Genomic DNA, 12,432 nt, shown 5'->3' with positions numbered 1-12,432 from the left:
TCTCCATACCCTTGAATAACATGGTTATTATGTAGTGCCTGAGATTCTCAATCTGTGTGGCCATAAACAATGAGCCATGGCTTAGTTACTCTATGCCTTTTAAATGGTCGATTGGTTTATTGTATGCACTTTCATGGCGTTCGATTTGGCTTGTGTGCAAATACTGCGATGTGGTGTCGATACTTTCGTGTCCAGCGTCGGCTTGTACATGGGATAACGGTCTGCGGTTGATATTGATATCGTGCGTAATGCCTGTGTGGCGAATATTATGGGCCGTGAGTTTGCGCATCTGCGCGGCGTCTTGTGCAAAACCATCGGCCTCAATACTTTCTGCAGCCAGATTGATAATACTTTGAATTTCATCGCGGACTTGGCGAATACCGAGATTGGCATTGAGGATGCCGACATCTCGACCACGACCAGCAGCTTTGTGCCGCACAAACAGTGGATGGTTCTCGTTTGGCCTTGGATAATCCGTTAAGCCTAAAAACTGGCGGTATTTGACTAAGGCGTCGAGTAAAGCTTTTGAGATTGCCACGCTGCGCCTTTTACCGCCTTTGCTCAATGGAATATGAAAACTCCAAATACCCGTTTGTTGATTGTGCTTAAACTGATCCATCACCGGTGAATAACCTGCGCGTGCAGACACATCTGAGATACGTAAATAGCAACAATAGATCAATGAAATCAGAAATAAGCTTCTTTGATGTAATTCGGGCGATGTTTCTGCCAACGCTGTTACGGTCGCCATAATGTATGACCACTGTAATTCAGTGAATGCGAGACTGTTATCATCTTCATGATGTTGACGCTGATATTGCCGATTGGCCGCGAATCGACTGTGATTCAGCCAAATTTGTGCAGGATTACGCTCACAATATTCTTCACTTGTCAGGTACGAGTAAAACGAAGACAAAATGGCCATTTTCGTTTTTAACGCATTGTCACTTAACGCATAAGGCTGGATTTGCCCGAGTCGCTTTTTACCGACAAATGGCCGCCACTGAGGGTTTGGAACCCGTTCATCACGCATTTTATCGAGCTTGAATTGTGGCACATTAAAATAGCCAATTAGTGCTATGGGCGGCGCTTGGCAGTAATCCACGTAATGGCTCATATCTTTGCGTGTGACTTCTATGGGCGACATTGAAACCACATCAAAACACCAATGAAGAAATGTCGTGAGCTCGCTGCGATAGGCTTTATAGTTGTTTTCGTTATGCTTTTGCTCAAACAGCCAATCACTGGCGTGCTCAATCACTAAACCCGCATCGGCCACCTTTTTCATGCTAATTTGGGTGATATATTGGTTAACGATACTATTGCCAACTTGTATGAATTCAAATGAGTCAAATAATGGGATTACGGGAGGAAGTTGCATATTGCATCTGAATTATAAGGGTTTCTGATATGATAATACTTAAACGCAAATGCCGATAACGTTATTTATCGGCATCAACTAGGGTCAGATTTTGAGTACAACTGGACAATGTACATTTCTGGCATGTAATACGCTTTTGACAACAAATTAAGCATAACTGCCACACTTGCTGTTTAGACTGACTATCCAAGCACCTAAAATCTGCCGCACAGAGGTGCCCATCATGTATAAGCTGTGCCAGTTTATGCGTTGAAATCGACAAATTAATTTGGTGGCTCATGCCCTTACCCGCTAATCAGTGTGTGATATGAATAGAATACACAAATGATAACTGTTATCAATAACTCAATTTAAGGGTTGCCACTCACCTCGCTATTTAATGTAAGAATTTGCACTGCATTGAAATGTGTCTACTACACTGATTATGTGATCATTATTTTTATTTGAATGAGGTATCGAATGCTGATTGATCTTGCAAAGAAAAATCCGCTGTTTTCCGGTAAAAAGCTTACCGAGACAACTGCATCAGGTATTCCTTGGAAGGTATTAGTGGTCGATGATGAACCTGATGTTCATACCGTCACTAAGCTTGCCCTCTCCCGCTTTAAACTCGATGGCCGCCCGCTTACTTTTATCAATGCCTACAGTGCCGAACAAGCAAAAGAGTTGATGAATCAGGAACATGATATCGCCATCGCCTTTATTGATGTTGTGATGGAGAGTGATCATGCGGGCTTAGAATTAGTAAAATGGATCCGCGAAGAGCTGCAAAATAAAACCACTCGACTAATCCTGCGTACAGGCCAGCCAGGTCAAGCACCTGAAGAAGACGTTATCGTTAATTATGATATTAATGATTACAAAGCCAAAGCTGAACTCGATTCACGTAAACTGATGACCAGCGTCTACTCTGCCCTACGTTCTTACCGCGATATTATGGAAATTGAACAAGCAAGGCGCACCCAAATAAATCACCGTAAAGGGCTAGAAAGAGTGCTAGAAGCTACATCTGGATTATTTGAGCTGCGCACCCTGCATAAATTTGCCGATGGCCTGCTAACTCAAGTCGCCACCCTACTCAATCTGGATTCTGAAACCTTATTGCTAACGTGTAATGCCATTGATGCCATAAGCGGTCATCTGGATCCTGTGAACATAGAAATCCTCGCAGGCACAGGCCAATTCTCAAATAAATCCCATATTACTCAATTACCAGAGCATATCGACCGCTTACTGCGCAGTGCGATCAAGCAAAAACGCTGCCTGTATGAAGACAATTGCTTTATCGGTTACTTCCCCACAAAAAGCGGGTTAATCAATCTACTGTATATGGATGGTATTGATAAAATTGATGATCTTGACAAGAAACTTATTGATATTTTTGCTATCAACGTCGGCGTTGCATTTGAAAATTTACTGCTCAATCAAGAAGTCGAAGATACCCAATCTGAACTCATTCTGCGTTTAGGGGATGTGGTTGAAAGCCGTTCAAAAGAAGCCGCGAACCATGTGAAACGTATGGCAGAATATTGCTCTCAGTTGGCCTTACTCGCTGGTTTACCTGAATACGAAGCTGATTTACTACGCCGTGCTTCACCTATGCATGACATAGGTAAGATAGCGATCCCCGATGCGGTTCTGCTCAAACCTGGCAAGTTAGATGATGAAGAATGGAAAGTCATGCGTCAGCACCCTACAATTGGCCATCAGATTTTGGCAAATTCTGAGCGACCCATACTAAAGGCGGCATCAATTATTGCACTACAACACCATGAAAAATATGATGGTTCTGGCTATCCTGCAAATTTAAAACAAGACGAAATTCACATTTTCGCACGCATTGTTGCCATTGCAGATGTGTTTGATGCACTTTCCCATGCCCGCTGTTATAAAACGGCCTGGCCTTTAGAAGAAGTGTTAGCTGAAATGCGTAAAGGCGCTGCGAAACACTTTGACCCGCACTTACTACAGCTCTTTATTGATAATGTGGATATTTTTGTCAAAGTAAAAGACAGTTGGAAAGATAGTTAATCCTTAATCACCCGAGTTAATACTCTCTAATAATACGCTGAGGACGATTCGAATAAATATCTAGCCAGTCTTAACCATTGTTATCCGCAAGAAAATCAAACACTGTCGCTTTGGTTTCGCCATTTGCTTCAAAACTTACAAAACCGCGCCAAACCATATAACCACTGCTGCAGGAGCCATATACCATCTGACCAATATAGGTCATTTCATCGGTTTGCTTCACATTTACAGGAATAACCCCCATAAACATATCTCTTCCTTCTAAACGAATTTGCACATTTTTGATAGGCGTTGAAGCTAACAGCCTTAATGTTAATGGTTTTTCGCTCGGTGCATTCGCTGGCGATAGGCTAATAGCAAGTTTGATATCGTCCACTTGTTTAACGCAATCCCCTGTCGAAAATTGACAGAGAGAAGGATCAGAGCTGCTTTTATGTGTGACTTGCTTGGCATCTTCAGTACAAGCTGTGAGATTGATGAGAATTAACGCGATGAATAAATAGAGATTAGGACGATTTAGCACAAAGATTAACCTTATGACGCAATATGTTAACATTCTATGGCGTAGGTTGATCTAGATCAACTTTCTACACCCCTTCTTTGGTATCTTTTTTGATATTGCTCAAGTATCATTGCGAAACCTCATATTTGAGCAAAAATATGCAGGGTAACGCATTGACATAGCTCAGCAACCTTAATAGGGAAGCTGAGTTTTATGTCATTTTATAACAGGTAAAGCTTGTCTTTACTAAAAGTAAAAGTAATAAGCAGTGGAAGCATTATGATGAACCATTCCCAGCCAACAGGCGCTGATTACAATTACGCCATTGTCCGCCAATTTGCCTTAACCACAGTTTTGTGGGGTATTGTTGGTATGTCAGTCGGCGTATTAATTGCGGCTCAGTTAATCTGGCCTCAGCTGAACTTTGACACTCCTTGGTTAACGTATAGTCGCTTGCGACCATTACACACCAATGCGGTGATCTTCGCGTTCGGTACATCAGCCCTTTTTGCAACATCCTATTATGTCGTACAACGCACCTGTCAAACCCGACTATTTGCACCTAAGTTAGCCGCATTTACGTTTTGGGGATGGCAAGCCATCATTCTGTCAGCAGCTATCACTTTACCAATGGGTTTCACTCAAGGTAAAGAATACGCTGAATTAGAATGGCCTATCGATATCGCAATTACTATCGTTTGGGTGTCCTACGCTATTGTGTTCTTCGGTACTATTATCAAACGAACGACTTCGCATATTTATGTGGCGAACTGGTTCTTTGGTGCCTTTATTATTACCGTTGCTGTACTACACATAGTTAACTCTATGGCAGTACCAGTCAGTCTGTTCAAGTCATACTCTCTGTATAGCGGCGCTGTCGATGCTATGGTGCAGTGGTGGTATGGTCACAATGCGGTAGGTTTCTTATTAACCGCAGGCTTCTTGGGGATGATGTATTACTTCGTACCTAAGCAAGCGGGTCGTCCTGTGTACTCTTACCGTCTATCTATCGTCCATTTTTGGGCTTTGATCGCACTGTATATTTGGGCTGGTCCTCACCACTTACATTACACAGCTTTACCTGACTGGACTCAGTCTTTAGGTATGGTGATGTCACTGATCCTATTCGCACCTTCTTGGGGCGGTATGATTAACGGTATCATGACCTTGTCTGGTGCTTGGCATAAACTGCGTACTGACCCTGTATTGCGTTTCTTAGTCGTTTCTCTGTCTTTCTACGGTATGTCTACCTTCGAAGGCCCGATGATGGCAATTAAGACAGTTAACGCATTATCACATTACACAGATTGGACTATCGGTCACGTTCATTCCGGCGCGCTAGGCTGGGTTGCAATGGTGTCTATTGGTTCTCTGTATCACTTGATCCCTGTATTATTCGGACACGGCCGCATGTACAGCATCAAGTTAGTCAACGTCCATTTCTGGTTAGCGACTATTGGTACTGTGCTTTACATCGTATCTATGTGGATTTCAGGTGTAATGCAAGGTCTAATGTGGCGCGCAGTGAATGCTGACGGTACTTTGACTTATAGTTTTGTTGAAAGTCTTGAAGCTTCATATCCTTTCTACTTTGTACGTTTCCTTGGCGGTTGTTTCTTCCTGACCGGTATGCTGATCATGGCATACAACGTGATCCGTACTGTGAAAGCCTCTAAAGATTCATTGCCAGCATTGGCTGAACCAACAGCGGCTTAAAGGAGCAAACTCGATGAAATTTAATCATGAGATAGTTGAAAAAAACATCGGTTTGTTAGCGATCTTTACCGTTATCGCTATCAGTTTCGGTAGTCTGGTTGAAATCACACCGTTGATTTTTCAAAAAGATACGACTGAGCCAGTGGAAGGTTTAAAGCCATACACTGCCCTGCAAATTGAAGGCCGTGACATCTATGTTCGTGAAGGTTGTTATAACTGTCACAGCCAGATGATCCGTCCTTTACGTGCAGAAACTGAACGTTATGGTCACTACTCTGTTGCGGGTGAATCGGTTTGGGATCATCCATTCCAATGGGGTTCTAAGCGTACAGGTCCTGATCTTGCCCGTGTTGGCGGTCGTTACAGCGATAAATGGCATGAAGTTCACTTAATCGATCCTCGTGCTGTAGTACCTCAATCGAATATGCCAGGGTTCCCATGGTTAGCCGAAAACAAGTTAGACGGCGAACTGACGGGCGATAAGATGACTATCCTACGTAACATGCATAAAGGCGGTTACAAAGGTAATGATCTTTATACCGATGAAGAAATCGCAGGCGCACAGCAAGCTGTTGCAGGTAAGACAGAGCTGGAAGCCTTGATTGCATATCTTCAATCTTTGGGTCACGCACTCAAATAAGGAGGCAATATATGGATTACGGCACATTACAAGGCATTTTAACCATCATTGTGATGCTGACCTTCGTCGGTATATTTGCTTGGGCATATAGCTCGCGTCGTCAAAAATCCTTTGATGAAGCAGCTAACCTTGTGTTTTCCGATGAGGAAGTCAGCAAGGTATCGAAGGACTCAGGAGAGAATAAGTGATGAGTAGCTTCTGGAGTGTTTGGATTAGCGTACTCTCGTTAATTGTGATCGCGGGATGTTTTCTATTACTGCGTGTGTGTTCTAAGAACACCACGGACGTAAAAGAAGGCGAATCCATGGGTCACAGTTTCGACGGTATTGAAGAACTCAATAACCCACTGCCAAAATGGTGGAGTTATATGTTCTATATCACTATCGTGTTTGGCTTGATATATCTAGCCTTATTTCCTGGTTTAGGTAACTACAAAGGCCTTTTAGGCTGGACGAGTTCTAACCAAAGCATTGGTACTGAGCAAGGTATTAAAGCCGACTCTGCCGCAGCCATTGAGCTTGCCGCAAAAGAAGGCCGTTATGTTCAGTATGACCAAGAAGTAAAACACGCTGATGAAAAATATGGCCCAATCTTCGCGGCTTACTTGGCTACACCACTAGAAGAATTAGTGAAAAACCAAGAGGCATTAAAAGTGGGCGGCCGTTTGTTCCTACAAAACTGCGCACAGTGCCACGGCTCTGACGCACGTGGTAGCAAAGGCTTCCCTAATCTCACCGATGGTGACTGGTTATATGGTGGCGACTTAGCCACGATTAAAACCACTATCATGGGTGGTCGTCATGGCATGATGCCGCCAAAAGGTGGTTTGCCAATCGATGACAGCGAAATTGCGGGTTTAGCTGAATACGTTGTTAAATTGTCTGGTCGTGAGCACGATGAAACACTCGCCGCTCAAGGTCAAGGCTCATTCATGAAAGGTTGTTTCGCGTGTCATGGTATGGACGCTAAAGGCAACAAGTTCATGGGTGCTCCGAATTTAACTGACGATGTTTGGTTATATGGCGGTAGCCGCGGCGTGATCGAAGAAACGATCAAACACGGCCGTGCTGGTGTCATGCCAGCCTGGAAAGACGTTCTCGGTGAAGAGAAAGTTCACGTGATCGCAGCTTATGTTTATAGCTTGTCAAACAAGTAATTAGATGTGAGTAATGCTAAGGCCTCGAAGACTTCGAGGCCTTTTTTTTAAAGTGCTAAAACCGTCTTTTAACGGTAAAATGGCGCAAATTTTTTGAATGGGTATCTGACATGAGCGAACAACAAGCCTGGTATAAGCAGTTCTGGCCTTGGTTTTTAATTATTCTTCCTTTATGTGCCGTCGTCGCAAGTTTTACCACACTAAAAATTGCCCTTACGAACTCGGACTCTTTAGTCGCCGAGGATTACTACAAAGATGGCAAAGCCATTAATATGGACTTAAGTAAAGTAAAGTATGCCAAACAAATAGGCATGAATTTTTTACTCGAACAAACTAATAATGAAATTCTGCTGACGCAACAAGGTGGTCCCGCTTCTCAAGCTGCGCTGAAAGTCGAGTTCTACCATCCAACCATTGCCGACAGAGACATCAAGCTCACCGCTACAGCCGATGCCAGTAATGTGTATCGCATTACCGTGCCTGCCACACTGTTCGGCCCTTGGGAAGTGCGTCTTGAAAGTTACGATGGCAAATGGCGCATTCACCAACGCGTTGAATTAAAAGATCATGTCCAACTTTGGCTGAACTGATTGTGGTTGAATTGATTTAGTTAAATAAGAATTGCTATGACACATCCAAGTTGTTTTCACTGCCAAGAGCCCGTGCTGACGGGCCAGCAGTTTGTGACTCGCATTAATGATCGTGATGAACTCATGTGTTGCCCTGGTTGCCAGGCGGTTTCTCAGGCGATTGTGGATGCGGGATTACTCAGTTACTACAAGTTCCGCACTGAACCCGGCAGTAAGCAGAACGCCCTAGTCCCCGAAGCCTTAACGCAGTTTAGTGCCTATGATTTACCCGAAGTGCAGCAAGACTTTGTCCATTCTGAGGACAATATCGAGTCAGTGTCACTTTCTATCGATGGCATCACCTGCGCGGCCTGTGCTTGGTTAATTGAGCACAAAGTAAAACAACTAACGGGCGTGAGCCAAGTGCTCGTCAACTCGACCACCCAAAGGGCGATGATCAGTTGGGATAAACGCACGGTAAAACTCAGCGATATCCTCGGGCAAATTAGCCGTATTGGTTATCAAGCCGCGCCCTATCAAGTCGATGAGCAAGAGCTCAACAACAAACTCAATAGCCGTAAGTTTTTATTGCGCTTAGGCTTAGCGGGTTTTGCGACCATGCAGGTGATGATGTTCGCCCTCGCCCTCTACACAGGCTACTTCACCGATTTAGATGTGCAGTATCGGGATTATTTCCGTTGGGTCAGCATGCTTTTTGCCACCCCCGTAGTGCTTTATTCGGCGCAGCCCTTCTATTTCAGTGCTATTCGTACCCTACTCAGCGGCAAACTCAATATGGATGTGTCTGTCTCCATTGCGATTGGCGGCGCATACGTTGCCAGTTGTTTTGCCACAGTCAATGGCACAGGCGAAGTGTATTTTGAATCTGTGTCCATGTTTACCTTCTTCCTGTTACTCGGGCGCTACTTCGAACAAAAAGCTAGGCAAAAGGCCTCGGTCAGCTCGAGTAATTTGCATAAGTTAGTGCCGCTCACGGCGCACTTAATGAACGACAATGGTCAGGAAGAAATTCCCGCCAAAAAATTACGCCTCAATGATGTGATCCTCGTCAAACCGGGGGAAATGATTGCAGCCGATGGTGTGGTGATTGAAGGTCACACTAGCATCAATGAAGCTATGCTCACCGGCGAGCAAATGCCAATTGAAAAAACTGTTGCTAGCCAAGTTTACGCAGGCACAATCAACGTCGACCAGCCCATCAAAGTCAGCGTCACAGCGCTGGGGCAAGACCAACTCGTGGCTGAGATTATTAGACTGCAGGAGCTTGCATCCAATACTAAACCTGCAATTGCGCTATTAGCCGATAAATTATCGCGCTATTTCTCGGGCACAATTCTGACCATAGCGACAATCACCTATTTGGTTTGGCATCAAATTTCCCCTGAGGATGCCTTTTGGGTAACGCTATCGGTTCTAGTTGCTACCTGTCCTTGCGCCTTAGCACTTGCCACACCGACCGCTGTCACCTGCGCGACAGCTATTTTTACTCGCCTTGGGATTATTACTCGCAAAGCCGGTGTATTTGAAAAACTGCCACAGATCAAACATGTTGTCTTTGATAAAACCGGCACCCTCACCTGTGGTACCCTCTCTATCGGGCAAACGCAGTGCATGGCCGATTTAACCAATACGCAAGCCTTAGCCATTGGAGCAGCGCTGGAAGCAGGCTCTCGCCACCCGATTGCCGCGGCATTTGCCATGTTTGCCGATAATGCACTGGTTGCCGAAGAGGTTCACCATGAAGTTGGCTTTGGCGTTAGAGGCCGTATTGATGGCACTGATTACTTCATTGGCAATGCAGTATTTACCGGCGCGAGTATTGATAGTCGTGATCCAACCCAAAAGATTTGGTTAGCACGTTCAGCCAATAATCAGCTTGAAGTACTGGCAAGCTTTGAAATTCAAGACAATATTCGCCAAGACAGCAAAGCTACAATTGAGATGTTAAAGCAGCAAGGTTGCCGCATCAGTATTGCCAGCGGCGATAGCTCAGGACACGTACATCAACTGGCAAAAGAGCTGGGGATTGACGATGTGCACAGCGGCTTAACGCCTGCAGATAAACTTGCCCTCGTGACCCGATTACAACAGCATACAAGGGTTGCCATGTTTGGCGATGGCATCAACGATGCGCCTGTGCTTGCGGGCGCCGATTTGTCGGTGGCTATGGGCAGCGGCAGTGCTATCGCGAAAAACAGTGCCGATTTAATTTTATTGGGGGATCATCTGTCCCGCTTCACCCAAGCCGTTAGCGTCGCGAAACTGACGACACAGATTATCAGACAAAATTTAGCGTGGGCGCTGGGTTACAACGCCCTGATCTTGCCCTTAGCCGTTACCGGCCATGTGGCACCTTATATCGCCGCCATTGGCATGTCGGCGAGTTCTTTGATTGTGGTCGGTAATAGCCTGAGATTATTGCGGGTTAAAGTGTGATCACAATAAAAGTAAAACCAGAATAGTAAGAGGTCATTATGGAAATTATTTATGTGCTTATCCCCATTGCCATGATCTTTGTCGCCATCGCTGTAATGGTATTTTTTTGGGCGGTGAAATCCGAACAATTTGACGATTTAGACCGCCAAAGTGTGTCGATATTATTCGACGAAGATACTGTTAAACCAAACAACCATCCCGTGCCTGAGAAAGAGCAAGCCGAAGCAGCGCAAGAAAAAGGCATGCCGCTGTGATTGAGTACAATGTCACTGGGGCTTTTATGGTAGGTCTCATGGGCGCCGCACATTGCTTTGGCATGTGTGGCGGTTTAGTGGGCGCTTTCTCAGCCCAAATCCCCAATGGCAAAACAGGTAATCTGCTGGCGCATCAGCTCAAGTATCTACTGAGTTACAATCTTGGTCGTATTTTGAGTTACACCTTAGCGGGCGCCTTAGTGGGCGCTTCTGCGGCAGGTCTTGGTCACTTATTCGAACTGGATACGTATTTGATTGTGCTGCGCATCATTGCTGGACTGATGATGATCGCAACTGGGCTGTATATCGCCAAAATTTGGGTTGGAATCGTGCAGATTGAGCGCGTTGGCCAATGGTTATGGCAATATTTAAAACCCATAGCGCAACGCCTTGTGCCTATCAAAAACCCGAGCCAAGCGGTCATGGCGGGATTCATTTGGGGCTGGCTCCCCTGCGGCCTCGTCTATAGCACCTTAACTTGGTCGGTCGCATCTGGTTCTGCTAGCCAAGGTGCCTTAATTATGTTGGCCTTTGGCTTAGGTACTTTACCCGCCCTATTGAGTGCTGGCGTGGCAGCAAAACGACTCGCTGCTTGGGTTCAACAGAAAACCGTTAGACTATTGAGCGGCTTACTGTTAATTGCGTTTGGTGGTCAAACTTTATATATCGCACTCGCGCAGCTAAACTAGCCCAAGTGAGTGAATTGGTTTAACATGGCTGCAGTGGATAAACTTGAGAATCAACATGACAATTGAACAAAATAAGAATCGTCGTCCTGCCGCTAGCGGATGCACAATCCATTGTCACGATTGCAGTATGGGTACCCTTTGTATTCCTTTTACCCTCAATGCAAGTGAGCTAGATCAGCTCGATGATATTATCGAGCGTAAAAAGCCTATTCAAAAAGGCGAGCAAATTTTTAAATCGGGTGATGCGTTAAAATCCCTGTTTGCGATCCGCTCTGGCACCATCAAAAGTTACACTATTACTGAGCAAGGCGATGAGCAGATCACCGGCTTCCACTTAGCGGGTGATGTGATTGGTTTTGACGGTATCCACGCCCAGTTGCACCAGAGTTTTGCACAGGCACTCGAGACCTCCATGGTCTGTGAAATCCCCTTTAATATCCTCGATGAACTTTCAGGCACTATGCCTAAATTGCGTCAGCAGATCATGCGTCTGATGAGCAATGAGATCATGAGCGATCAAGAAATGATCCTGCTACTCAGCAAGAAAAATGCCGAAGAACGTCTGGCAGCCTTTATCAGTAATCTGGCTAATCGTTTTGGTAGCCGTGGCTTCTCGCCCAAAGAATTCCGCTTAACCATGACCCGCGGTGACATTGGTAATTATCTCGGTTTGACCGTAGAGACCATCAGTCGCTTACTTGGGCGTTTCCAAAAATCAGGCTTGATTGAAGTTAAGGGTAAATATATTACTATCCTCGACTCGCAAGAGCTGAATCTGTTAGCGGGTAATTCGCGCATAGCGAGATAGTTCACCGCAAGAGTGTTTGCTGCAAGAAAGTTAAGTGCAGCATAATAATAGTTAAGTGCAAGAGAGTTACGCGCTAGGTCCTTGTCATGAATGGCAAGAACAATTCAGTTGAAAAACCGGGACTGGCTAGACATGTCATACAGATTAAGGCATGATTTTTAAGCGAGTTTTAATCAATTTCGAATGAGTTTGATCTAGAACAATACAGCTAACTGCCAAAGGCTCATGA

General features: G+C 45.0%; 13 protein-coding genes. 10 read left to right on the top strand and 3 right to left on the bottom strand.

The features are described 5' to 3' along the window. Window positions 1–85: 85 nt before the first annotated feature. Together Q4Q49_RS00585 and Q4Q49_RS00580 are read right to left on the bottom strand one after the other, a co-directional pair. On the bottom strand, window positions 86–1,381 hold the full coding sequence (locus tag Q4Q49_RS00585) for a site-specific integrase (protein WP_311899119.1): 1,296 nt from the start codon (window positions 1,379–1,381) through the stop codon (window positions 86–88). Window positions 1,382–1,442: 61 nt separating this feature from the next. Beyond that, a complete protein-coding gene (locus Q4Q49_RS00580) occupies window positions 1,443–1,661 on the bottom strand; it encodes a hypothetical protein (RefSeq protein ID WP_106650466.1) in 219 nt (72 codons plus the stop codon). Window positions 1,662–1,840: 179 nt separating this feature from the next. On the opposite strand from Q4Q49_RS00580, the gene Q4Q49_RS00575 reads away from it, so the two are divergent. Continuing rightward, complete coding sequence (locus tag Q4Q49_RS00575) at window positions 1,841–3,412, top strand: DUF3369 domain-containing protein (protein WP_006087154.1); 1,572 nt, start codon at window positions 1,841–1,843, stop codon at window positions 3,410–3,412. A gap of 70 nt (window positions 3,413–3,482) precedes the next feature. On the opposite strand, the gene Q4Q49_RS00570 is transcribed toward Q4Q49_RS00575, so the two are convergent. Next, window positions 3,483–3,968 carry a hypothetical protein gene (locus Q4Q49_RS00570; RefSeq protein ID WP_012197110.1) on the bottom strand — a complete coding sequence of 162 codons (486 nt, stop codon included), beginning with the start codon at window positions 3,966–3,968 and terminating at the stop codon, window positions 3,483–3,485. A 225-nt stretch (window positions 3,969–4,193) separates the two neighbouring features. Between Q4Q49_RS00570 and ccoN the strand changes: the two genes are divergently transcribed. The 9 genes from ccoN to etrA all read left to right on the top strand — a co-directional run bounded on the left by ccoN (window position 4,194) and on the right by etrA (window position 12,203). Continuing rightward, window positions 4,194–5,630, top strand: a complete 1,437-nt coding sequence (ccoN, locus tag Q4Q49_RS00565; protein ID WP_006081607.1) for a cytochrome-c oxidase, cbb3-type subunit I — start codon at window positions 4,194–4,196, stop codon at window positions 5,628–5,630. Between the two features lie 13 nt (window positions 5,631–5,643). Then, a complete protein-coding gene (ccoO, locus tag Q4Q49_RS00560; protein ID WP_006087156.1) occupies window positions 5,644–6,270 on the top strand; it encodes a cytochrome-c oxidase, cbb3-type subunit II in 627 nt (208 codons plus the stop codon). An 11-nt stretch (window positions 6,271–6,281) separates the two neighbouring features. Next, window positions 6,282–6,458 (top strand): CcoQ/FixQ family Cbb3-type cytochrome c oxidase assembly chaperone, encoded by a 177-nt coding sequence (locus Q4Q49_RS00555; RefSeq protein WP_006081605.1) that lies wholly within the window; start codon window positions 6,282–6,284, stop codon window positions 6,456–6,458. Beyond that, window positions 6,458–7,426, top strand: coding sequence for a cytochrome-c oxidase, cbb3-type subunit III (ccoP, locus tag Q4Q49_RS00550; protein WP_006087157.1), 969 nt, complete (start codon window positions 6,458–6,460; stop codon window positions 7,424–7,426). Before Q4Q49_RS00555 ends, ccoP begins: the two co-directional genes overlap by 1 nt. 110 nt (window positions 7,427–7,536) lie before the next feature. Next, window positions 7,537–8,016, top strand: a complete 480-nt coding sequence (locus Q4Q49_RS00545) for a FixH family protein (RefSeq protein ID WP_268649344.1) — start codon at window positions 7,537–7,539, stop codon at window positions 8,014–8,016. Between the two features lie 36 nt (window positions 8,017–8,052). Further along, window positions 8,053–10,452 carry a heavy metal translocating P-type ATPase metal-binding domain-containing protein gene (locus Q4Q49_RS00540; protein ID WP_311998365.1) on the top strand — a complete coding sequence of 800 codons (2,400 nt, stop codon included), beginning with the start codon at window positions 8,053–8,055 and terminating at the stop codon, window positions 10,450–10,452. Window positions 10,453–10,490: 38 nt separating this feature from the next. Continuing rightward, the gene (gene ccoS / locus Q4Q49_RS00535; protein WP_311998364.1) at window positions 10,491–10,706 is read left to right on the top strand and encodes a cbb3-type cytochrome oxidase assembly protein CcoS; all 216 of its coding nucleotides are present in this window, start codon (window positions 10,491–10,493) and stop codon (window positions 10,704–10,706) included. Next, window positions 10,703–11,395 (top strand): sulfite exporter TauE/SafE family protein, encoded by a 693-nt coding sequence (locus Q4Q49_RS00530; RefSeq protein WP_311998363.1) that lies wholly within the window; start codon window positions 10,703–10,705, stop codon window positions 11,393–11,395. The genes ccoS and Q4Q49_RS00530 overlap by 4 nt, the downstream gene beginning before the upstream one ends. A 55-nt stretch (window positions 11,396–11,450) precedes the next feature. Further along, entirely contained in the window at window positions 11,451–12,203 is a 753-nt protein-coding gene (gene etrA / locus Q4Q49_RS00525) for an electron transport transcriptional regulator EtrA (RefSeq protein ID WP_006081599.1), read from the top strand. Window positions 12,204–12,432 lie beyond the last annotated feature (229 nt).

It is taken from the genome of Shewanella sp. SP1S1-7, from assembly GCF_031932105.1.
Lineage (GTDB): Bacteria > Pseudomonadota > Gammaproteobacteria > Enterobacterales > Shewanellaceae > Shewanella > Shewanella baltica.
This window is presented reverse-complemented; position numbering and strand designations above follow the sequence as displayed.

Coding starts and splice junctions, on each gene's coding strand:
- Q4Q49_RS00585 (WP_311899119.1), bottom strand. CDS start 1,381: ATGCAACTTCCTCCCGTAATCCCATTATTTGACTCATTTGAATTCATA.
- Q4Q49_RS00580 (WP_106650466.1), bottom strand. CDS start 1,661: ATGAGCCACCAAATTAATTTGTCGATTTCAACGCATAAACTGGCACAG.
- Q4Q49_RS00575 (WP_006087154.1), top strand. CDS start 1,841: ATGCTGATTGATCTTGCAAAGAAAAATCCGCTGTTTTCCGGTAAAAAG.
- Q4Q49_RS00570 (WP_012197110.1), bottom strand. CDS start 3,968: ATGTTAACATATTGCGTCATAAGGTTAATCTTTGTGCTAAATCGTCCT.
- ccoN (WP_006081607.1), top strand. CDS start 4,194: ATGATGAACCATTCCCAGCCAACAGGCGCTGATTACAATTACGCCATT.
- ccoO (WP_006087156.1), top strand. CDS start 5,644: ATGAAATTTAATCATGAGATAGTTGAAAAAAACATCGGTTTGTTAGCG.
- Q4Q49_RS00555 (WP_006081605.1), top strand. CDS start 6,282: ATGGATTACGGCACATTACAAGGCATTTTAACCATCATTGTGATGCTG.
- ccoP (WP_006087157.1), top strand. CDS start 6,458: ATGAGTAGCTTCTGGAGTGTTTGGATTAGCGTACTCTCGTTAATTGTG.
- Q4Q49_RS00545 (WP_268649344.1), top strand. CDS start 7,537: ATGAGCGAACAACAAGCCTGGTATAAGCAGTTCTGGCCTTGGTTTTTA.
- Q4Q49_RS00540 (WP_311998365.1), top strand. CDS start 8,053: ATGACACATCCAAGTTGTTTTCACTGCCAAGAGCCCGTGCTGACGGGC.
- ccoS (WP_311998364.1), top strand. CDS start 10,491: ATGGAAATTATTTATGTGCTTATCCCCATTGCCATGATCTTTGTCGCC.
- etrA (WP_006081599.1), top strand. CDS start 11,451: ATGACAATTGAACAAAATAAGAATCGTCGTCCTGCCGCTAGCGGATGC.